19 protein-coding genes are annotated in these 21,232 nt (G+C 70.6%); 6 read left to right on the top strand and 13 right to left on the bottom strand.

All coding sequences use genetic code 11. The features are described 5' to 3' along the window. The first annotated feature begins 70 nt into the window (after positions 1 to 70). Positions 71 to 1,336, top strand: a complete 1,266-nt coding sequence (locus tag ACFU53_RS28450) for a lactonase family protein (protein WP_383998356.1) — start codon at positions 71 to 73, stop codon at positions 1,334 to 1,336. On the opposite strand, the gene ACFU53_RS28455 is transcribed toward ACFU53_RS28450, so the two are convergent. Together ACFU53_RS28455 and ACFU53_RS28460 are read right to left on the bottom strand one after the other, a co-directional pair. Beyond that, entirely contained in the window at positions 1,304 to 2,029 is a 726-nt protein-coding gene (locus ACFU53_RS28455; RefSeq protein WP_383998296.1) for a DUF2470 domain-containing protein, read from the bottom strand. The genes ACFU53_RS28450 and ACFU53_RS28455 overlap by 33 nt on opposite strands. A 107-nt stretch (positions 2,030 to 2,136) precedes the next feature. Next, positions 2,137 to 2,745 carry a TetR/AcrR family transcriptional regulator gene (locus ACFU53_RS28460; RefSeq protein ID WP_383998299.1) on the bottom strand — a complete coding sequence of 203 codons (609 nt, stop codon included), beginning with the start codon at positions 2,743 to 2,745 and terminating at the stop codon, positions 2,137 to 2,139. 116 nt (positions 2,746 to 2,861) lie between these two features. On the opposite strand from ACFU53_RS28460, the gene ACFU53_RS28465 reads away from it, so the two are divergent. Then, on the top strand, positions 2,862 to 4,409 hold the full coding sequence (locus ACFU53_RS28465) for a cytochrome P450 (protein WP_383998301.1): 1,548 nt from the start codon (positions 2,862 to 2,864) through the stop codon (positions 4,407 to 4,409). Here the strand turns inward: ACFU53_RS28465 and ACFU53_RS28470 are convergent. Further along, entirely contained in the window at positions 4,377 to 5,216 is an 840-nt protein-coding gene (locus ACFU53_RS28470; protein ID WP_383998303.1) for a pentapeptide repeat-containing protein, read from the bottom strand. The genes ACFU53_RS28465 and ACFU53_RS28470 overlap by 33 nt on opposite strands. A 123-nt stretch (positions 5,217 to 5,339) precedes the next feature. Between ACFU53_RS28470 and ACFU53_RS28475 the strand changes: the two genes are divergently transcribed. Next, entirely contained in the window at positions 5,340 to 5,537 is a 198-nt protein-coding gene (locus ACFU53_RS28475) for a DUF5999 family protein (protein WP_383998306.1), read from the top strand. Between the two features lie 9 nt (positions 5,538 to 5,546). Here ACFU53_RS28475 and ACFU53_RS28480 read toward each other — a convergent pair whose 3' ends face one another. From ACFU53_RS28480 to ACFU53_RS28525, 10 genes are all read right to left on the bottom strand, one after another. Continuing rightward, positions 5,547 to 6,056, bottom strand: coding sequence for a GNAT family N-acetyltransferase (locus ACFU53_RS28480; RefSeq protein WP_383998308.1), 510 nt, complete (start codon positions 6,054 to 6,056; stop codon positions 5,547 to 5,549). Further along, the gene (locus tag ACFU53_RS28485; RefSeq protein ID WP_383998311.1) at positions 6,053 to 6,805 is read right to left on the bottom strand and encodes a PIG-L deacetylase family protein; all 753 of its coding nucleotides are present in this window, start codon (positions 6,803 to 6,805) and stop codon (positions 6,053 to 6,055) included. The genes ACFU53_RS28480 and ACFU53_RS28485 overlap by 4 nt, the downstream gene beginning before the upstream one ends. A 40-nt stretch (positions 6,806 to 6,845) precedes the next feature. Then, positions 6,846 to 8,147 carry an alpha/beta fold hydrolase gene (locus tag ACFU53_RS28490; protein WP_383998314.1) on the bottom strand — a complete coding sequence of 434 codons (1,302 nt, stop codon included), beginning with the start codon at positions 8,145 to 8,147 and terminating at the stop codon, positions 6,846 to 6,848. A 112-nt stretch (positions 8,148 to 8,259) separates the two neighbouring features. Continuing rightward, the gene (locus ACFU53_RS28495; protein WP_383998317.1) at positions 8,260 to 9,285 is read right to left on the bottom strand and encodes a LacI family DNA-binding transcriptional regulator; all 1,026 of its coding nucleotides are present in this window, start codon (positions 9,283 to 9,285) and stop codon (positions 8,260 to 8,262) included. A 112-nt stretch (positions 9,286 to 9,397) separates the two neighbouring features. Next, entirely contained in the window at positions 9,398 to 10,822 is a 1,425-nt protein-coding gene (locus ACFU53_RS28500) for a BNR repeat-containing protein (RefSeq protein ID WP_383998320.1), read from the bottom strand. Positions 10,823 to 10,893: 71 nt separating this feature from the next. Then, a complete protein-coding gene (locus tag ACFU53_RS28505; protein WP_046705789.1) occupies positions 10,894 to 11,214 on the bottom strand; it encodes an L-rhamnose mutarotase in 321 nt (106 codons plus the stop codon). A gap of 51 nt (positions 11,215 to 11,265) precedes the next feature. Next, positions 11,266 to 12,348, bottom strand: a complete 1,083-nt coding sequence (gene rhaS, locus ACFU53_RS28510) for a rhamnose ABC transporter substrate-binding protein (protein ID WP_383998324.1) — start codon at positions 12,346 to 12,348, stop codon at positions 11,266 to 11,268. Positions 12,349 to 12,468: 120 nt separating this feature from the next. After that, positions 12,469 to 13,485 carry an ABC transporter permease gene (locus ACFU53_RS28515; protein WP_383998326.1) on the bottom strand — a complete coding sequence of 339 codons (1,017 nt, stop codon included), beginning with the start codon at positions 13,483 to 13,485 and terminating at the stop codon, positions 12,469 to 12,471. Further along, positions 13,478 to 14,518 carry an ABC transporter permease gene (locus ACFU53_RS28520; RefSeq protein WP_383998329.1) on the bottom strand — a complete coding sequence of 347 codons (1,041 nt, stop codon included), beginning with the start codon at positions 14,516 to 14,518 and terminating at the stop codon, positions 13,478 to 13,480. The genes ACFU53_RS28515 and ACFU53_RS28520 overlap by 8 nt, the downstream gene beginning before the upstream one ends. Next, the gene (locus ACFU53_RS28525) at positions 14,515 to 16,032 is read right to left on the bottom strand and encodes a sugar ABC transporter ATP-binding protein (RefSeq protein ID WP_383998332.1); all 1,518 of its coding nucleotides are present in this window, start codon (positions 16,030 to 16,032) and stop codon (positions 14,515 to 14,517) included. The genes ACFU53_RS28520 and ACFU53_RS28525 overlap by 4 nt, the downstream gene beginning before the upstream one ends. Positions 16,033 to 16,290: 258 nt before the next feature. On the opposite strand from ACFU53_RS28525, the gene rhaI reads away from it, so the two are divergent. The 3 genes from rhaI (at position 16,291) to ACFU53_RS28540 (ending at position 21,138) form a co-directional block, all read left to right on the top strand. Beyond that, the gene (gene rhaI, locus ACFU53_RS28530) at positions 16,291 to 17,451 is read left to right on the top strand and encodes an L-rhamnose isomerase (RefSeq protein WP_383998334.1); all 1,161 of its coding nucleotides are present in this window, start codon (positions 16,291 to 16,293) and stop codon (positions 17,449 to 17,451) included. Between the two features lie 187 nt (positions 17,452 to 17,638). Beyond that, complete coding sequence (locus ACFU53_RS28535; protein ID WP_383998337.1) at positions 17,639 to 19,678, top strand: bifunctional aldolase/short-chain dehydrogenase; 2,040 nt, start codon at positions 17,639 to 17,641, stop codon at positions 19,676 to 19,678. A gap of 23 nt (positions 19,679 to 19,701) precedes the next feature. Continuing rightward, positions 19,702 to 21,138: a rhamnulokinase family protein gene (locus ACFU53_RS28540; RefSeq protein ID WP_383998358.1), complete on the top strand. Its 1,437-nt coding sequence runs from the start codon at positions 19,702 to 19,704 to the stop codon at positions 21,136 to 21,138. Positions 21,139 to 21,232: the final 94 nt, after the last annotated feature.

The following is a 21,232-nucleotide window of genomic DNA, read 5'->3' on the forward strand; positions in this document are numbered from 1 at the left end:
CATTTGCGCGGAGGCGCTCGTAGCCGTCAAGGTGGTGACGGCCGAGACGAGCGACACCCGAGGTGCACGAATGACGAGTGAGGCGGCAGAGGACCGAGGCGGCTGGAGCAGGCGCCGCGTCCTGGGGCTGCTGGCGGGGGCGGCCGTACCGACCGCCCTGGCCGGTTGCGCGGGCTCCGACGAGACGGCCGGACCCACGTCGCCCTCTCCCGCGCAGAACGCCCCGACAGCTCCTTCGGCGCAGGCGGAGGCGGAAGCCGGGGCGGGAACCGAGTCCGCGACCGCCTCGCCCTCCCCCGCCCGCACCGGCCCCCAGCCGCTCTACATCGGCACGTACACGTCGGTCGAGGGCGGTGGCACCGGCGTCGGCGTGGCGACGTACGACGCCCGGAGCGGGCGTATCACGGGCAAAGGGACGATCACCGGTGTCGCCGACCCGTCGTATCTCGCCGTACACCCGGACGGCCGGACGCTGTACGCCGTGAACGAGCGCGCGGACGGCGGGGTGACCGCCGTACGGCTGTCCGACCGCAAGGTTCTCGGCACCCGGAGCAGCGGCGGCGAGGCCCCCTGCCAGCTGTCGGTGCACCCGAGCGGGCGGTGGCTGCTGAGCGCGAACTACGGCTCGGGCAGTGTCGCCGTGCACCCCGTCGAGGAGTCGGGCGCGCTGGGCGAGCGCACGGATCTCGTGGTGCACAGCAGTCCGGCGCCGGGGCCGGGGCAGGACGGGCCGCACGCGCACCAGATCGTCACCAGTCCCGACGGCGGTCACGTCCTCGCCGTCGATCTGGGCACCGACACGGTCTACACCTACCGCCTGGACGAGTCCCGGGGCACACTCACCGAGGTCTCCCGGGCGCGCACCCGGTCGGGTGCGGGGCCGCGGCACCTCACCTTCCATCCCGGGGGCCGGTACGCCTATCTCGCAGGCGAGGCCGACAACACGGTCGTGGTCTGCGCCTACGACCCCGGCAGCGGCCGGCTCACCCCGGGCGACCCGCAGTCCACGGGCACGGGCTCGGGCACGAACTACCCGGCGCAGCTGGTCGTGACGCCGGACGGCTCGCATGCGTATCTGGCCAACCGGGGGCACGACAGCCTGACGCGCTACGCGGTCGAGGCGGAAGGCGCACGGCTGAAGCTCCTCGACACCGTGCCGGTCGGCGGGGACTTCCCCCGCCAGATCGCCCTCTCACCGGACGGGGGTCTGCTGTTCGCCGCGCTGCAGCGGTCTAGCGCGGTCAGCGTCTTCCAGGTCGACCCCGAGACAGGTGAACTGCGGCGCGCGGGCGAGCCGTTCGCGTCACCCGTCGCCGTCTGTGCGCTGCCGCTGTAGAGCGCGCGGGCAGGAGGCGGCGCTCGCCCGGGAGAGCAGGATGTGCATGCGCTCGGTGAGCTGCGCCATGTCGTCGGCGGGCTTGTGGAACGTCAGGCGTACGTCTCCGTTGCCGCGGGCCCGCTCGATGCGCAGGGTCAGGCCGTGCCGGTCGACGGCGAGCGGCTGGACCCGTACGGCGCCGTGCAGGCTGTCGTGCGGGACGAGCCGGGTGAGGCGCTCGACGGCGTCGGGGTGCGCGTCGGCGAGGTGGGTCAGCAGCCGTGACTCGGCCGTGGCCAGCGGATCCGGCTCGGCGGCGGCGAACTCGTCGAGGTCGACCACGACCGCGCCGGACGGCTCGCGCAGCACGATGCGGGTGGGCCGGAACTCCAGGTCTCCGTCCTTGGGCGCGAACCAGCCGGCGATCCAGAGCCGGGCCCGGATACGGTTGCGCACGGGGACGGGCGCCACGTCGGCGAACTCCAGCACGGCGGACGGCTCGCCGCGCGGTGCGCAGATCGCGGCGGCGACGAGCGTACTGTCCTCGGGGACGCACAGGATCACCCGGCCGTCCTCGGTGACGGTGTGCGCGCCGACGAACTCCTCGCGGCCGCCCTCGGCGGTCACCGCGCAGGACCACGCCGCCGCGAGCACCGAGCGGGCACGCTCCGCCGCGGCGGGCGCGGCCGTCCAGGTGTGACGGTCACCCATCCCAAACCTCCCTTAGGTAAGCCTTGCCTAACCTATCGAAGATCGGGGCGTACGCCAACCACCAGCGGCCAGTCTGTGGACTCTCTGTTTCGCCGCAGCGAACCGGCTCAGGTGACAAGGACCCCGAAAAGCGCCCGCGCGCACAGATCCCGCACCTGCTCGCGGGACAACTCCGAACCCCTCAGCCACTCCAGGCAGACGGCCGTCGTGAACGACAGCCACCCGCGCACGGCGAGCCGCATCTCCGGTCGCCCGTCGAGCGCCGCCCCGAACTCGGCGTCCGACGCCAGCGCCGCCAGGATCCGCGCCTCCTGCGCGGCCAGCGCACGCTGGTAGACCTTGCGCACGGCCTGGTCTCCGGTGGCGTCGGCGCGGTGGAAGGCCCGGAAGCCGTGGGCGTGCTCCTCGACGTACGCGAGGAACGCGTCGAGCCCGTTGGTGAGCCGCTCGCGCGCCGACCGGCCCGGGGCGGGGGTCATGATCCGCAGCATCCGCTCGCTCTCGCGCTCCACGACGGCCGCGAAGAAGTCCCGCTTGTTCGGGAAGTAGTGGTAGAGCAGCCCGCGGGAGACACCGGCGATCTCGGCCACCTGCTCGATCCACACGTCGTCGTACGGGCTCTCCGAGAAGAGCCGGGCTCCGACCGCGAGGAGCTGCTCCCGCCGCTCCTCGGTGCTGAGCCGACGACGCGGGCGCTCTCCCTGCCTGGCTGCCATGCCGTCACCTTACTTGACGTGAGTTCAACAACGGGACGAGACTGATCCCGCTATTGAACCCGAGTACAACAGCCGCAACGGCTTCGGCACGGCGTGCGCGCGAGGGAGATGTGGTCATGACGGCGACGACGGGGACCGCGGCCGCCAGGGGTTTCCGCAGCGCGGAGCTGGGCTGGCCCGAGTTGCACCGCATACCCCACCCGCCGTACCGGTTGCCCGTCATCGGCGACGCGCTCGGCACGAACGTGCGTACGCCGATCCAGGACTCCCTGCGCCTCGGGCGGCGGCTCGGGCCGGTCTTCCGGCGGAAGGCGTTCGGCAAGGAGATCGTGTTCGTCGGGGGCGCCGGGCTCGCGGCCGAGATGGCGGACGAGTCACGGTTCGCCAAGCACGTGGGCCTGGGGGTCGCCAATCTGCGCCCGGTGGCCGGGGACGGGCTCTTCACGGCGTACAACCACGAGCCCAACTGGCAACTCGCGCACGACGTTCTCGCCCCGGGTTTCAGCCGGGAGGCCATGGCCGGCTACCACCCGATGATGCTCGACGTCGCCGAGCGGCTGATGGAGCACTGGGACCGGGCGGGCACGGCGGGCGACACCGTGGACGTGCCCGGCGACATGACCAAGCTGACGCTGGAGACGATCGCCCGCACCGGCTTCGGCCACGACTTCGGCTCCTTCGAGCGCGACCGGCCGCACCCCTTCGTCGCCGCCATGGTCGGCACCCTGACGTACGCGCAGCGCCGCAACACCGTCCCCGACCCGCTGGTGCCGCTGCTGCTGCGCCGTGCCGCCCGGCACAACCAGGCGGACATGGCGTACCTGAACGAGACGGTCGACGCGGTGGTGCGGGCGCGGCGGTCTTCCGGTGGCGCCGGTACCGGCGGCCGTAGTGCCGGGGGCGGTGACGGTGACCTGCTCGACCGGATGCTGGAGACCGCGCGTCCGGAGACCGGGGAGCGGCTGTCCGCCGAGAACGTCCGGCGCCAGGTCATCACCTTCCTGGTGGCCGGGCACGAGACCACCTCGGGCGCCCTCTCCTTCGCCCTGCACTACCTCGCCCGGTATCCGGACCTCGCCGCCCGCGCCCGCGCCGAGGTGGTCCAGGTGTGGGGCGACACCGTGCGGCCCGGCTACGAGCAGGTGGCCAAGCTGCGGTATGTACGCCGGGTGCTGGACGAGGCGCTGCGGCTGTGGCCGACGGCGCCCGCATTCTCGCGGGAGGCCCGCGAGGACACCGTGCTGGGCGGGGCCCATCCGATGCGGCGGGGCGCCTGGGCGCTGGTGCTGACGGCGATGCTGCACCGGGACCCGGAGGTCTGGGGTGCGGACGCCGAGCGGTTCGACCCGGACCGGTTCGACGCGGCGGCGGTACGCGGCCGGGCCCCGCACACGTTCAAGCCGTTCGGCACGGGTGCGCGGGCCTGCATCGGCCGCCAGTTCGCGCTCCACGAGGCCGCGTTGGTGCTGGGGTTGCTGCTGCGCCGGTACGAGCTGAGGCCGGAGCCGACGTACCGGCTGCGGGTGGCGGAGCGGCTGACCCTGATGCCGGACGGGCTGCGGCTGAACGTGGAGCGCCGGGCACCTGTGGGGCCGGGTGCCCCACAGGTGCCCTCGTCGCCGTCGTCGCCGTCACGCTGTCCAGTGACCGGGGCGGGTGACTGACGCCGGCAGGCGTGTCCCGGCGCTGCCGCGTGCCGCGTTGACCTGGGGCTGGGTCAGGAAGAAGGCGCCGGTCAGGTCCGCGTCGGTGAGGTCGGTGTCACGGAGGTCGGCGCCTATCAGGTCCGCGCCGCGCAGATCGGCTCCGGTCAGGTCGGCGGCTATGAGGTAGGCACCACGGAGGTTGGCCTTCCTGAGGTCGGCGCCCTTGAGGCGGGCGCCGACGAGATCGGCGCCCCGGCGGTTCCGCTTGCGCCCGGCGCCCGCTCGCACGAGGTCACTGACCTTCAGCAGCAGTTCGTTGACGCGCTGCCGGTGCGCGGCGACATCCAGCTCGCCCAGTTCCTCGGCGGTCTGCCCGGTCAGCCGCTCGGTCTCGTCGAGTGCCCGGCGGAGGTCGGCGTGCACCGGGCGGGCGGCGGGGAGGGTCAGCGACTCGGTCAAGTACCAGAGCAGCTCATGGAGTTGGCGGACGACCGGGAAGACGTCGAACATCCGCCGGGCGTGCTCACGGCCGCCCGTACGCCAGTTCTCGCCCCCGAAGGTGACCTGGGAGACCTTCTGCCCGGCGCCGAAGCAGTCGTAGACCGTGCAGCCGTTGAACCCCTCGTCCCTGAGCCGGGTGTGGATACCGCACCGGAAGTCTTCCCCGAGGTTGCCGCACGCCTTGCCCGCGGCCTTGTCGACGGCGAAGTCGGACGAGGCGGCGAAGGGCAGGGCGACGCAGCACAGGCCGAAGCAGCTGCCGCAGTCCGCGCGCAGATCGCGCAGGTCATGCAGATCGAGGGCCTCACCGGATCCTTGTTCCATACGGTTCACCCTAACGAGATCTCGCCGATCAGTTTTCGAGTGCGGAGGGGTCTCTCATACACCTGAGAACAAGCTCCGCCACGACCGAGGCGGACGCCTCGGACGCATCCCCTGAGGAGAATCATGTGCACCCACCGGCCCGCCCGCCCCGCCGCCGACGGCACCGACCACCACACCGCCGTGATCGTCTCCGCCCACCCGGAACAGGGCTGGAACCTGCTCTGCGACGGCAGGATCGTCTTCGACGACACCGGTGAACTCCTCCCGGACGGCAGCGTCGTCGCCCCACGGCGAAGGCTCAGCCACGCACTCGCCGCCTGAACCCGGCGGTCAGGCCCGCCCCAGATCCAGCCGCCAGTCGTTCGACATGCTCCAGTGCCCCTTCGGGTACTCCGCGAAGACCTCGCCGAGCAGGGTGAACCCCGCCCTGCGGCACACCGCGTTCGACGCGGCGTTGCCCACGCTTGGCAGCGCGTGCAGGTACCGGTGCGTGTTCGAGTCCCGCGCCACCTCGACGACCGCCCGGGCGGCGCGAACGGCGAGGCCCCGGCCCTGGAACTCGGGCAGAACACCCCATCCGGTCTCCCACACGGTCTCGCCCCGCCAGTCGTGTTCCCAGTAGCCGATCGATCCGACGGTCTCGCCGGAGTCCGCCAGCGCGACCCGGTACATCTGCCCGGCCGCCACGTCGAGATAACGGCGGTGCCGGGTGATGAGCGCCTCCTCGGTCTCCGGGCCGCCCACATGTTCCGTCATCTGGGGGCTGTTGATGCGCCGGAGCAGCCAGAAGTCGTCCTCCGACCACGGCTCCAGCCGCACCCCGCCCTGGACGCCCTTCACCGGGCGAACACCTCGAACGCCACGGCCGGTCTGCCGCCGAACCGCTCCCCCGTGGTCCGGGCGTAGCCGGTGAGGAACTCGCGTGCGTATGTCTCCGGGTCCTTCTTCGTCAACGCCTCCAGGTAGGTGCGGTGTTCGAGGAGGGAGGCGACCGCGCGGTCGAGGCCGGGGGTGGCGTCGACGGCGTGGGTGGGGGTCCAGGAACCGGCGACGGCGACCCAGCGGACGCCGTCCCAGGGCTCCAGGCCCTGCTCGACCAGTTCCGGGAAGATCCAGCGGTTCCCGGCGTCACCGGCGGCGTCCAGGGTGGCGCGGCCCACCGCCACGTGATCGGGGGTGTTCCAGGCGACCCCGCCCCAGGTGTCGCGGTGGTTGAGGGTGATGAGCAGTTCGGGGCGGTGTCTGCGGATGGCGGCCGCGATGTCCCGGCGCAGCGCAAGGCCGTACTCGATGACGCCGTCCTCGTGGTCGAGGAACTCGACGTCGGACACGCCCACGACGGCCGCGCTCGCCCGCTGCTCCCTCTCGCGCAGCGGGCCGCACTCCGCGGGCTCCAGGGTGTCGATGCCGGCCTCGCCGCGCGTCGCCAGGACGTACGCGACCTCGCGGCCCGCGTCGGTCCAGGCGGCGATCGCCGCCGAGCAGCCGTATTCGAGGTCGTCCGGGTGGGCCACCACGGCGAGGGCGCGCCGCCAGTCGTCGGGCATCGGCTTGAGCTGGGCCGGCGGATCCTTCTGCGGGTCGGTCATGCCGGCACAGTAGCCCTGAGCACTGACAGCCGGTCCGCGCTCACTCCTCGTCGCGTGTCAGCGCCAGCAGCCGGTCCAGCACCCTCGGTCCCCCGGCCCGTACACCGTCGTGCTCGAACTCGTCCGTGACCCAGGTGCGCAGGCCCCGGATGGCGCGGGCAGTCGTCAGGGAGTGGGCGGTGTCGACGTACATGTCGTCGTGGTAGACCGCTGCGGCGACCGGGACCTCGTTGACGGCGAGGCGGTCCGGTTCGTAGAGGGGCAGCCACCCCCGCTGTCCGGCCAGCTCCTGCGCGGCCTCGCGCAGCGGGCGCAGGGCGGGGTCGTTGTCGAACATCCAGGGGTGCACGGACTCGCCCGTGAACAGCAGCGGACCGTCGCCGGTCAGCGTCTTGGCGGCGTCGAACTGCGGGAACTCGCCGCGCACCCGCTCCGCCGCCCAGTCCGTGGGGCCCGCGTCCTGTCCGTAGCACGCCTCATGGAGAAGTGCGTACAGCGGGTGGCCCGCGTACGACAGCAGGCCCTGGACCTCCTCCTGGAAGGAGTCGGCCAGGGTGATGCCCTGCGGTGTGCGGACGAAGGCGTCCTCCAGCAGGAAGTGCAGCCGGTGGCTGCCGTCGCCGCGGCCGAGGAGGTTGCCGAGGGACTGGAACGCCTCGACGGTGAACCGGTAGCCGTTCGGCAGGGCGACGTCGTGCTGGAGAAGGTGCTCGGCGATCTGCCGGGCCCGCTCGACGTCCTGCGGGTAGCGCGCGTAGTGCCCGGCGACCTTGCGTTCGATGCGTGGGTAGGCCGCCCGGTAGACGTCGTCGGCGCTCGCGTCGAGGGAGGGCAGTCCGCCGGTGATGACGGCGGTGCTCAGGCCCTCGGGCGCGCGGGACAGATAGGTGACCGCGCAGAAGCCGCCGAAGCTCTGGCCGAGGACGGCCCAGGGGGCACCGCCGGTGACCTGGCGGCGGATGGCCTCGCAGTCGCGGACGATGGAGTCGGCGCGGAAGTGGGCGAGGTAGTCGGCCTGTTCGCCGGGGCCGCCGCGCAGCGGGAGGGTCTGGCGGTTGGCGGGGGTGGAGGCACCCGTGCCGCGCTGGTCCAGGAGCAGGACCCGGTACTCCTCCAGGGCCCGGTCCAGCCATGCCTCACGGCCGATGAAACGGTTCGCCCCGAAGCCGGGGCCGCCCTGCAGATAGACCAGCCAGGGCAGTTCGGCGTCCGTCCTGTCGCTCGCGACGACCTCGCGCGCGTAGAGCTCGATCCGCTCCCCCGCCGGGTCGTCGTGGTCGAGGGGGACGGTGAAGCGGCGGTCGGTGAGGACGACACCGGGCTGCCGGTAGCTGACGGACAACAGGGCTCCTTGAACGGACGGATTCCAGGCCGTGGTCCAGTCCAGCACAGATTCTTCGTCCGGCCGACACCGTGGATCAAGAAATTCCCGGGAACCTCTACTGAATGACGGCTCAGCGTGCCGAGAGGCTGGAGCGCCGTACCACCAGTTCCGGCTGGAGGACGACCCGCCGGTGCTCGTGCGGGGTGGGCGCGGTCTCGGCCTCGGTCTCCTCCAGGAGGAGCTCGGCGGCGAGGGCGCCCATGGTGACGGCGGGCTGCCGTACGGAGGTGAGGGGGACGGCGGCCGCGGCGGCGAACTCGATGTCGTCGTAGCCGACGATGGCGAGGTCGTCGGGGACGCTCACGCCGGCCGCGTACATGGCCTGGAGCACGCCGAGGGCGAGCAGGTCGTTGGCGCAGAAGACGGCGGTGGGGCGGTCGGCGAGGCCGAGGAGGCGGGCGCCCGCGTCACGCCCGGCGGCCACGTCGAGGCGCTCGGTGGGCAGCTCCCGCAGGGTGTCGGCGCCGAGTCCCGCCTCGCGCAGGGCGTTGAGGGCGCCCGTACGGCGGTCGCGTACCTGGTTGAGGCCCGCCGGTCCGCTGACGTACGCGAAGGAACGGTGACCCGCGTCGACCAGATGCCGTACGGCGAGCGCGCCACCCGCGACGTCGTCGACGGACACCGAGCACTCGGTGGTGCCCTCGGCGACCCGGTCGACGAGGACGAAGGGGATGCCGTGGCGGCGGAACGCCTCGATGTTGCGTCCCGTCGCGTCGGCGGGGGTGAGCAGGACGCCGCGCACCCGCTGTTCGGCGAAGAGCGAGAGGTACTCGGACTCCTCGCCCGCGCTCTGCGCGCTGTTGCAGACCATCACGCCGAGTCCCGCGTCGCGCGCGGCCCGCTCGGCACCGCGCGCGACGTCGACGAAGAAGGGGTTGCCCATGTCGAGCACGAGCAGCCCCATGATCCGGCTCCGCCCGGCCCTCAGCTGGCGCGCCGACTCGCTGCGGACATAGCCGAGGTGGTCGATCGCGGCCAGCACCCGGGCCCGGGTCCCGGAGGCCACCGAGTCCGGCCGGTTGATGACGTTGGAGACCGTGCCGACGGAGACTCCGGCGGCGGCGGCCACGTCCTTGATACCCACCGGCTGCGACATCGGACAGGGACCTCCAGGAAGGTACGGAGCGGCGGGCGTACGTTCACATTACCTTCGGGGCCAACTCATGAACGGCCCGGTCAGGCGCAGAAACGTGCCCCTGGTGCGGGGATCAGGCGGGCAGGGAGAAGTCGATGACGCGGAGCGCCGACGGGGTCGTACCGCTGGACTTCACCTGGTACAGCACAGACAGGACATTGTCCTGGGCGATCCGGGACTCGTCGATCACTACTTCGCCGAAGGCGTTGAGGCCGCTGGCGTCGAACAGCACCTTCCAGTCGGTGTAACCGGAGGCCGCGGACGCTCCCCATATCCGGCCGAAGGGCAGGATCGCGTACGCGTTGTTGTACTTGTCCAGGGCCAGCTTGGTGCGCTGGCTGGAGCCGAGCGCGACCGGGATCTCGGTCTTCTGCCAGGTGCCGGAGGCGTTCTTGCGGACGTGGAAGGCGCGGCCGTTCGCGGTGCGGTTGGCCACGTAGTTCGTCGTGCACTGGCCGAAGCGGCCCGGGACATAGCTGATGATCGCGTGCGGGCGGCCGGCCGAGTCGGTGGACTGGCTCTCCTGGTTCATCAGGGAGTGGTCCGGGTTCAGCGCGTCGATCACCAGTCCGCTGTCGGTGACGGCGACCTTGTCGGAGCCGCCGGTGGTGCCGACGGCGGTGCCCGCGTTGTTGCGCCAGGTGCGGCCCAGGTCGTCCGAGTAGACGTAGCCGGTGTCGTGGTTGGTGATGCCGCCGCCGTTGCACATCACGGCGCCGTTCTGCTCCCGCCAGGTGAAGAAGGAGTGCAGGCGGCCGTTCCTGTCGTAGTCGATGCCGTGCAGGTACATGTTGCGGACGGTGCTGGAGCCGTGCTCGCTGGTGTACGTGCCGGTGGAGCTGGTCCACTCGCCGAGGTTGGTCCAGGAGGTGCCGTTGTACTCGGCGATGGCGTTGCGGCCGTTGCCGGAGATGCCGACGCGGTAGCTCAGCTGGAGCTTGCCGTCGGGCATCGAGACGAACTGCGGGTACGTGAACTGCGAGGTGAGCGCCAGCCCGTCGAGGGTGGACTGCGGGGCGCCGAAGCGGCTCGCGGTCCAGCTCAGCCCGGCCGGGTTGTCCATGAGACCGGCGGCCGACTTGACGTAGGTGAAGCCGTCGCTGTGCGAGTCCATGTTGAGGTGGAGGCGGCCGTCGACCTTGGAGACGCCCATGGAGATGACGTTGTGGGAGTCGTTGTAGCGGAGCGTGTGGCCGACCTTGACGGTGGACCAGGTGCTGGAGCCGAGGACGCGGCGGCCGACGACGGCGTTGCGGTCGGCGGTGTACCAGACGGCGTACTGGTAGCCCTTGTAGGTCAGCAGACCGTTCTTCTGGAACGAGTTGTTGTTGACCAGGCCGTCGTAGGACACGAAGAAGATGGCCTGGCTGTCGAGCAGCGTGTTGCCGGTCTGGCTGACGGAAGGGCCGGGGTCGGCGGCCCGGGCGGTCGCGGCACCGAGGACGGGGGTCACCGCGGCACCGGCGAGCGCGGCGCCCAGCAGCGTACGTCTCTTCATCTCGGGACTCCATTGTCGATCGAGGTGCGGGTACGGGAGGGGGTCTGGCGACGGGGAGGAGTAACAAGGCCTCAGGCGAGGTGGAAGACCTCGGTGAGCGGCTTCATGGCTTCATCGGGCCGGGCGCCGTCGAGGGACTCGAAGAACGGTGCCATCTCCTTCTGCCAGCGGGCGTTGACCTCGGCGGCCTCCATGCCGGCGAGCGCCGCCTGGAAGTCCTCGGTCTCCAGATAGCCGACGAGCAGGCCGTCGTCACGCAGGAAGAGGGAGTAGTTGTGCCAGCCGGTGGCCGAGAGAGCCTGAAGCATCTCCGGCCACACGGCTGCGTGCCGCTCGCGGTACTCGTCGATCCGGTCCTGTCGGACCTTGAGCAGGAAGCAGACGCGCTGCATGAGATACCGCTCCTGGGGTGAGGGGGGGTGGCTACGACTCGACCGCGGCGATCAGAAGTTGAACTGGTCGATGTTCTCCTTGTTGAACACGGTCGGCTTGCCGAGGCTGATGACGCCGTCCTTGCCGATGGTGTACTCGCCCATGTCACCGGCGGTGAAGGTCTCGCCCTCCTTGCCGGTGATCTGGCCGGAGACCAGTGCCACCGCGGTACGGGCGGCCAGCTCGCCGAGCTTCGCCGGGTCCCACAGCTCGAAGCCCTCGACGGTGCCGTCCTTGACGTACTTGCGCATGTCGTTGGGGGTGCCGAGGCCGGTCAGCTTGACCTTGCCCTTGTACTTGGAGCCCGACAGGTACTGGGCGGCCGCCTTGATGCCGACCGTGGTCGGGGAGATGATCCCCTTCAGGTTCGGGTACTCCTGGAGCAGGCCCTGGGTCTGCTGGAAGGACTTCTGGGCGTCGTCGTCACCGTAGGCGACCTTGACGAGCTTGATGTCCTTGTACTTCGGGTCCGTGAGTTCGTCCTTCATGAACTCGATCCAGGTGTTCTGGTTGGTCGCGGTCTGCGCGGCCGACAGGACCGCGATCTCGCCCTTGTAGCCGATCTGCTCGGCGAGCAGCTGGACCTCGGTGCGGCCCAGGTCCTCGGCGCTGGCCTGCGAGACGAAGGCGTTGCGGCACTCCGGCTTGGTGTCGGAGTCGTAGGTGACGACCTTGATGTCGTTGCTCATGGCCTGCTTGAGCGCGGTGCACAGCGCACCCGGGTCCTGCGCGGAGACGGCCATGGCGTCGACCTGCTGCTGGGTGAGCGTGTTGACGTAGTTCACCTGGCCGGAGGTGTCCGTGGCGCTGGACGGGCCGACCTCCTTGTAGCTGGAGCCCAGCTCCTTCAGGGCCGCCTCGCCGCCCTTGTCGGCGGAGGTGAAGTACGGGTTGTTGACCTGCTTCGGCAGGAAGCCGACGGTCAGGCCCTTCTTCAGCTCGGCGTTCGGGTCGGCCTTGCCGGTGGCCGCCGCGGAGGCGGTGTCGTCCTTGACGTCGCTCTTCGTGGTGCCGCCACAGGCCGTGACGGCGAGCGCGAAGGAGGTGACCGCGGCGAGCGCCGCACAGGAACGACGGAGGGTTGCTCTGCGCATGACGAAGGTTCCTTTACGAGGAGGAGTGGTGTAGCGCGCCCCTCTTTCAGGGGCGCGGGGCTGTACTGATCTGCGGCTCTTGCCGCGTGGGCGCGACCGGCCGCAGACGACCGGCAGCTGTCAAGTGACCGTCTTCGCAACGGCCTTTCCGGTGGAGCCACCCGCGGATCTTCGCCCGGCCCGAGCGAGAGCGACCTGCCGTGCGACCCGGGGCCCGAGCACGGACAGCACGAGCAGGACTCCGGTGACGACGATCTGCGACTGCGCCGAGACGTCCTGCAGGCTCATCACGTTCTGCAGGGTGCCGAGCAGGAACACACCGGCGATCGCGCCGCCGAGTGTGCCCTTGCCTCCGTCGAAGTCGATGCCGCCGAGCAGGACGGCGGCGATGACGGAGAGTTCGAGCCCGGTCGCGTTGTCGTAGCGGGCGCTGGCGTAGTGCAGCGCCCAGAAGATGCCGGTGAGGGAGGCCATGAGGCCGGTCACCGTGAAGAGGATCAGCTTCTGGCGCCTGACGCGGATGCCGGTGAAGCGCGCGGCCTCCTCACTGGCGCCGATCGCGAACAGGGAACGCCCGAACGGGGTGGCGTGCAGGGCGATCACAGCGATCACGAGCAGCACCAGGAAGGGGATGAAGGCCTGCGGGACGAAGCTGTCGCCGATTCGGCCGGCCGCGAAGTCCAGGTACTGCGTCGGGAAGTCGGTCACCGCGTCGGAGCCGAGCACGATCTGTGCGATGCCCCGGTAGGCGGCGAGCGTACCGATGGTGACGGCGAGGGAGGACAGGCCGAGCCGGGTGACCAGCAGGCCGTTGATCAGTCCGCAGACCACGCCGAGGAGCAGGCAGATCGGGATGATCGCCTCGATGGTCATGCCCTGGTTCCACAGGGCGCCCATCACCGCGCCGGACAGACCGGCGGTGGAGGCGACCGACAGATCGATCTCGCCGGAGACCACGAGGAGGGTCATCGGGAGGGCGACCAGCGCGATCGGCAGGGTGTTGCCGATGAGGAAGGACAGGTTGAGCGCGTTCCCGAAGCCGTCCACCGTCGTGAAGGACAGCAGGAGCACGACGATGAGCAGAGCGCCGACGACCGTGTCCCAGCGAACCGCGCGCGACAGGGTGGAGTCAGCCATGGCGGGCGTTCCTCTTCTTCAGGGCGGCCGCCACCCGCAGCGCGACCACACGGTCCACGGCGATGGCGAGGATGAGCAGGATGCCGTTGATGGCCAGCACCCACACCGAGCTGACGCCGAGGGCGGGCAGCACGCTGTTGATGGAGGTCAGTAGCAGGGCGCCGAGCGCCGCGCCGTAGACACTGCCGGAGCCGCCGGTGAAGACGACGCCACCGACCACGACCGCGCTGACGACGGTGAGTTCGTACCCGTTGCCGGTGCTGGAGTCCACGTTGCCGAACCGCGCCAGGTACAGCGCTCCGGCGAGGCCGGCGAGGGCGCCGCAGAAGGTGTACGCGACCAGGATCCGCTTGCGGACCGGGATACCGGCGAGGCGGGCGGCCTCCGGGTTGGAGCCGAGGGCGTAGAGCTCGCGGCCGCTGCCGAAGTGCTTCATGTAGTACGCCGTCGCCACCAGCACCGCCACCGCGATCAGCGCCAGATACGGCACCGCGGAGATGCCGCCGGAGCCGAAGTCGATGAATCCGTCGGGGAGGTTGGACGCGGTGATCTGGCGGGAGCCGACCCAGATCGAGTCGATGCCCCGGATGATGTAGAGCGTGCCGAGGGTGACGACGAGGGCGGGTACCTGGCCGAGGCTGACGAGCAGGCCGTTCAGCAGGCCGAAGCCGATGCCCATCAGGACCGCCAGGAGCACGGCCACGACAGCGTTCCCGCCGCCCTGGAGATACGTGCCGGCGGCGAAGGCGCTGATGCCGAGGGTGGAGCCGACCGACAGGTCGACGTTCCTGGTGATGACGACCAGCGACTGACCGACGGCGACCAGCACCAGGATGGTCGCGTTGAGCAGCAGGTCCTTGATGCCCTGCTCGGTGAGGAACTCGCTGTTGCCCAGCTGGGTGACGCCGATCATCACCAGGAAGACGACCAGGATGGCGAGTTCACGCATCTTGAAGACGCGGTCCACGAGTCGGGTGCCGCTGGACTTGGGCACCTCGGCGACGGGGGTGTTCTGAGGGGTGGTCACCGTCATGCGGCGGCCCTCCCGGTGGCTGCGGCCATCACGGATTCCTCGGTGGCTTCGGAGCGAGGGATCTCGGCGGTGAGCCGGCCCTCGTGCATCACGAGCACGCGGTCGGCCATACCGAGGATCTCGGGCAGATCGGAGGAGATCATCAGCACGGCCACCCCGTCGGCGGCGAGCTGGCTGAGGAGGCGGTGCACCTCGGCCTTCGTACCGACGTCGATGCCTCGGGTGGGCTCGTCGACGATCAGCACCTTCGGCCCGGTGGCGAGCCACTTGGCGAGGACGACCTTCTGCTGGTTGCCGCCGGACAGGGTGTTGACGGTGTCGGCGATCCGGGCGTACTTGACCTGGAGCCTGAGGGCCCAGTCGAGGGAGCGGCTGCGTTCGGCGCCGCGGTCGACGAGGCCGGCCTTCACGGTCGTACGGAGTCCGGTGAGGCCGATGTTCCGCTCGATGGACATGTCCATCACCAGGCCCTGGGCACGGCGGTCCTCGGGGACCAGGGCGAGCCCGGCGGACATGGCGGTGGAAGGGGCGCCGTTGGTGAGCGCCTTGCCGTCGATGTCGACCTCGCCCGCGTCCCAGCGGTCGATGCCGAAGACGGCCCGCGCCACCTCCGTGCGGCCGGCGCCGACGAGGCCGGCCAGGCCGACGATCTCGCCGCGGCGGACGTCGAAGGAGACATCGGTGAAGACGCCCTCGCGGGTCAACCGGCGTACGCTCAGCGCGACTTCACCGGGCTCGACCTCCTGCTTCGGGTACAGCTCCTCCAGGTCGCGGCCGACCATGCGGCGGACCAGGTCGTCCTCGGTCATGCCGTCGATCGGTTCGCTGGAGATCCAGGCGCCGTCGCGCAGGGTGGTGACCCGCTGGCAGATCTGGAAGATCTCCTCCAGCCGGTGGGAGATGAAGAGGACCGCGGAGCCCTGCTCGCGCAGGGTGCGGACGACTCCGAAGAGCCGGGCAACCTCGCTGCCGGTGAGGGCCGCCGTCGGCTCGTCCATGATCAGGACGCGGGCGTCGAAGGACAACGCCTTGGCGATCTCGACGATCTGCTGGTCCGCGATGGACAGGCCGCGTGCCGGGCGGTCGGGGTCGAGTTCGACACCGAGCCGCTGCATCAGGGCGAGCGTCGCCGTGTGGGTGGCCTTGTGGTCGATACGGCCGAGGGCGCGCCTGGGCTGGCGGCCCATGAAGATGTTCTCGGCGATCGACAGGTCGGGGAAGAGCGTGGGCTCCTGGTAGATCACGGCGATGCCCGCGTCCCGGGCGTCGGCCGGGCCGTGGAAGACCGTGGGCTCGCCGTCGAGGAGCACCTGACCGGAGTCCGGTCGGTGCACCCCGGTGAGGCTCTTGATCAGGGTCGACTTGCCGGCGCCGTTCTCCCCGGCGAGTGCGTGCACCTCGCCCGGGAACAGTTCGAGGGACACGTCCCGCAGGGCGCGTACGGCGCCGAAGGACTTGGAGATGCCCTTCAAGGCGAGAACGGGGGCCGGACCCGTGTCGGACCGGTGGGTCATGGGGGCTCCTCGACGACGGCCGGTGGCTAGCGGAGAAGCTGCCTCACTCCGTCGTGAAAGGTTTCAACTAGGTTGCCGGGACGTTAGGCACCACACGCAGGTCACGTCAATGGGTTTCGGTCGAAATTCTTTCGATAGAAGAGGTCACAACAGGGTCACGAGCAGCAGTGTCGACCTGGGGGGTTGACAGTCCGGCGAGCCGCTCATAGTTTCCCGTTCTGAATCGTTTCAGACATCGAAGCCGGTAGGAGCCCTGACGTGACCGAGCTCGCCGCGGTGAAGGCCGCCCTCAAGACACAGGCCGTCGAGACGCCGTCGTGGGCGTACGGAAACTCCGGAACCCGCTTCAAGGTGTTCGCCCAAGAGGGTGTTCCGCGCAATCCCTGGGAGAAGCTGGACGACGCCGGCAAAGTCCACGAGTTCACCGGCGTGGCCCCGACCGTCGCCCTGCACATCCCCTGGGACAAGGTGGACGACTACGCGGCGCTCGCGAAGCACGCGGAACAGCGTGGCGTGAAGCTGGGCACCATCAACTCCAACACCTTCCAGGACGACGACTACAAGCTGGGCAGCGTCTGCCACCCGGACGCGTCCGTGCGGCGCAAGGCCGTCGGCCACCTGCTGGAGTGCGTCGACATCATGGACGCGACCGGGTCCCGGGACCTGAAGCTGTGGTTCGCGGACGGTACGAACTATCCCGGCCAGGACGACATCCGTGAGCGGCAGGACCGGCTGGCCGAGGCGCTCGCCGAGGTCTACGCGCGGCTCGGGGACGACCAGCGGATGCTGCTGGAGTACAAGTTCTTCGAGCCGGCGTTCTACTCGACCGATGTGCCGGACTGGGGCACCGCCTACGCCCACTGCCTGAAGCTCGGGCCGAAGGCGCAGGTCGTGGTCGACACCGGGCACCACGCGCCGGGGACCAACATCGAGTTCATCGTGGCGACGCTGCTGCGGGAGGGGAAGCTCGGGGCGTTCGACTTCAACTCCCGGTTCTACGCGGACGACGACCTGATGGTGGGCGCCGCCGACCCGTTCCAGCTCTTCCGGATCATGTACGAGGTCGTGCGGGGCGGCGGGTTCACTCCCGAGGTCGCGTTCATGCTCGACCAGTGCCACAACATCGAGGCGAAGATTCCGGCGATCATCCGGTCGGTGATGAACGTGCAGGAGGCCACGGCGAAGGCGCTGCTGGTGGACCGGGAGTCGTTGCGCTCCGCTCAGCGGGCCGGGGATGTGCTGGAGGCCAACGCCGTGGTGATGGACGCGTACAACACGGATGTGCGGCCGTTGCTTCGTGAGATGCGCGAGGAGATGGGGTTGGACGCCGACCCCATGGGGGCGTACCGCCGGTCCGGGTGGGCGTCGAAGATCGTTGAGGAGCGGGTGGGTGGAGAGCAGGCGGGTTGGGGGGCGTGACCGCTGCGCTGGGCTGAAGCCGATTGCCGCGTCTCGTCTGCCGAGTTCCGTCGGTCGCGGACTGCGGGCCGGTTCTCGGCTGGTCGCGCCCACGCGGCGGTAGCCGCAAATCGAACACAGCCCCGCGCCCCTGGAGGGGCGCTCCACTCCCCCTTTGTACACACGTCACCGTAAGGATTGATCTCGCATGGCAACCCGTCTCGAAGCCGCTGCCCTTCTCGCCCGGTCCCGTCGGCTCGGTGCCGATCCGCGTAACACCAACTACGCAGGCGGCAACACGTCCGCCAAGGGGACCGACACCGATCCCGTCACCGGGGGTGATGTGGAGCTGATGTGGGTGAAGGGGTCCGGCGGTGACCTCGGGACGCTCACCGAGGCGGGGCTGGCCGTGCTGCGGCTGGACCGGATGCGGGCGCTCGTCGACGTGTACCCGGGGGTGGAGCGCGAGGACGAGATGGTGGCCGCGTTCGACTACTGCCTGCACGGTAAGGGTGGGGCGGCGCCGTCCATCGACACCGCCATGCACGGGCTGGTGGACGCCGCCCATGTCGATCATCTGCACCCCGACTCCGGGATCGCGCTCGCCTGTGCCGCCGACGGGGAGAAGCTGACCGCCGAGTGTTTCGGGGACAGTGTGGTGTGGGTGCCGTGGCGGCGGCCCGGTTTTCAGCTCGGGCTGGACATCGCCGCCGTGAAGCGGGAGAACCCGCAGGCCATCGGGTGTGTGCTGGGCGGGCACGGGATCACCGCCTGGGGTGACACCGCCGAGGAGTGCGAGAAGAACTCGCTGCACATCATTCGTACGGCTGAGCAGTTCCTCGCCGAGCGGGGGAAGGCGGAGCCGTTCGGACCCGTCATCGAGGGGTACGCGGCACCGGCCGTCTCGGAGCGCCGGGAGCGGGCCGCCGCCCTGGCGCCGCACATCCGGGCGCTCGCCTCGCAGGACAAGGCCCAGGTCGGGCACTTCACCGACTCCGAGGTCGTCCTCGACTTCCTGGCGAGTGCGGAGCACCCGCGGCTCGCCGCCCTGGGTACCTCGTGCCCCGACCACTTCCTTCGTACGAAGGTCCGGCCGCTTGTGCTGGATCTTCCGCCGACCGCCGATCTCGACACGGCCGTCGCGCGGCTGAAGGAACTTCACGCCGAGTACCGGGAGGAGTACGCCGCCTACTACCAGCGGCACGCGGAGCCCGACTCCCCCGCGATGCGCGGCGCCGACCCGGCGATCGTGCTGATCCCGGGCGTGGGCATGTTCAGCTTCGGCAAGGACAAGCAGACCGCGCGCGTGGCCGGCGAGTTCTACGTCAACGCGATCAATGTGATGCGGGGCGCCGAGGCCGTGTCGACGTACGCGCCGATCGAGGAGTCGGAGAAGTTCCGCATCGAGTACTGGGCGCTGGAGGAGGCCAAGCTTCAGCGGATGCCCAGGCCGAAGCCGCTCGCGACGCGGGTGGCGCTGGTCACCGGTGCGGGGAGCGGGATCGGGAAGGCGATCGCCCATCGGCTGGTCGCCGAGGGTGCGTGCGTCGTCGTCGCCGATCTGAACGCCGAGAACGCCGCTGCCGTCGCCGAGGAGCTGGGCGGGGCCGACAAGGCCGTCGCCGTGACCGTCGACGTGACGGACGAGGAGCAGATCGGTGAGGCCTTCAAGGCCGCCGCGCTGGCCTTCGGCGGTGTCGACCTCGTCGTGAACAACGCGGGCATCTCGATCTCCAAGCCTCTGCTGGAGACATCGGCCAAGGACTGGGACCTGCAGCACGACATCATGGCGCGTGGTTCGTTCCTCGTGTCGCGTGAGGCGGCCCGGGTGATGATCGCGCAGGGGCTGGGCGGCGACATCGTCTACATCGCCTCGAAGAACGCCGTCTTCGCCGGGCCCAACAACATCGCCTACTCCGCCACCAAGGCCGACCAGGCGCACCAGGTGCGACTGCTGGCCGCCGAGCTGGGTGAGCACGGTATCCGTGTCAACGGGGTCAACCCCGATGGTGTGGTGCGTGGTTCGGGGATCTTCGCGGCCGGCTGGGGTGCCCAGCGCGCGGCGACCTACGGGATCGAGGAGGAGAAGCTTGGCGAGTTCTACGCGCAGCGGACCATCCTCAAGCGCGAGGTGCTGCCGGAGCACGTGGCGAACGCGGTGTTCGCGCTGGCGGGCGGGGAGCTGACGCACACCACCGGTCTGCACGTCCCGGTCGACGCCGGCGTGGCCGCCGCCTTCCTCCGATGAGCACGCAGGCGACGAGCGGGTCCGTGAAGTCGTACGCGGCGGTCGACCTCGGTGCGTCCAGTGGGCGTGTCATGGTCGGCCGCGCGGGGCGGGACTCGCTGGAGCTGGTCGAGGCCCACCGGTTCCCGAACCGGCCGGTGCGGACGCCCGAGGGGCTGCGCTGGGATGTGCTCGCGCTGTACGCGGGGGTGCTCGACGGGCTGAAGGCGGCCGGGCAGGTCGACTCCGTCGGCATCGACAGCTGGGCCGTCGACTACGGGCTGCTCGACGGTGACGGGGCCCTGCTGGGCAATCCGGTGCACTACCGGGACACCCGTACCGAGGGCGTGGCGGAGAAGGTGTGGGCCACCGTGCCCGCCGCCGAGCTGTACGCGGCGACCGGGTTGCAGTACGCGCCCTTCAACACGCTGTACCAGCTGGTCGCCGCCCGGTCGTCCGCCCAACTTGCCTACGCGAAGCGGTTGTTGCTCATCCCCGATCTGCTGACGTACTGGTTGACCGGCGAGCTGGGGACCGAGTTGACCAACGCCTCGACGACGCAGCTGATCGATCCTCGGACGCGCGACTGGTCGTACGACGTGGCCGAACGGCTCGGGGTCGACCTGGAGCTGTTCGCGCCGCTGCGGCTGCCAGGGGACCCGGCGGGGCTGCTTCAGGCGCGGGTGCTGGAGGAGACCGGGCTGACGGGACCGGTTCCGGTGACGACGGTCGGGTCGCACGACACGGCCTCGGCTGTGGCGGCCGTCCCGGCGACCGGTGAGCGGTTCGCGTACATCTGCACCGGCACCTGGTCGCTGGCCGGCCTGGAGCTGGAGGCGCCGGTGCTGACCGAGGAGAGCCGGGCGGCCAACTTCACCAATGAGCTGGGGCTCGACGGCACGGTCCGTTATCTCCGGAACATCATGGGGCTGTGGCTGCTCCAGGAGTGCGTACGGGAGTGGGGGGACCCGGATCTCGGCGAGCTGCTGCGCGCCGCGGCGGGGGTGCCCGCGCTGCGGTCGGTCGTGGACGCCGGGGACTCGGCGTTCCTCGCGCCCGGCCGGATGCCGGAGCGGATCGCGGAGGCGTGCCGGGAGTCGGGGCAGCCCGTGCCCTCCTCCCCCGCCGAGATCACCCGCTGCATACTCGACTCGCTGGCCCTCGCCCACCGGCGGGCCGTCACCGAGGCCCAGGCCCTCGCCGACCACCCCGTGGACGTCGTCCACATCGTCGGCGGCGGCACCCGTAACGCCCTGCTCTGCCAGCTCACCGCCGACGCCTGCGGGCTGCCGGTGGTGGCGGGACCGGCGGAGGCGGCGGCCCTGGGCAACGTCCTCGTCCAGGCTCGCACCCACGGCCTGGTGGGCGACCGGGCCTCGATGCGGCAGCTCCTCGCCCGCACCCAGCCGCTGGTGCGGTACGAACCGCAGAGCGACCCGGCGGCCTGGCGCGCGGCGGAAGCCCGGCTCACCGAGCGGTGAGCGGGGCCGGCGCCGCGGCCGACCGGCAAGCGGGTTCGCCTGTGTCCGCCGATCGACGCGCGGGGCCTCTCGCCCTCCGCGGCACACGCGTCGT

It is taken from the genome of Streptomyces sp. NPDC057474, assembly GCF_042802555.1.
Lineage (GTDB): Bacteria > Actinomycetota > Actinomycetes > Streptomycetales > Streptomycetaceae > Streptomyces.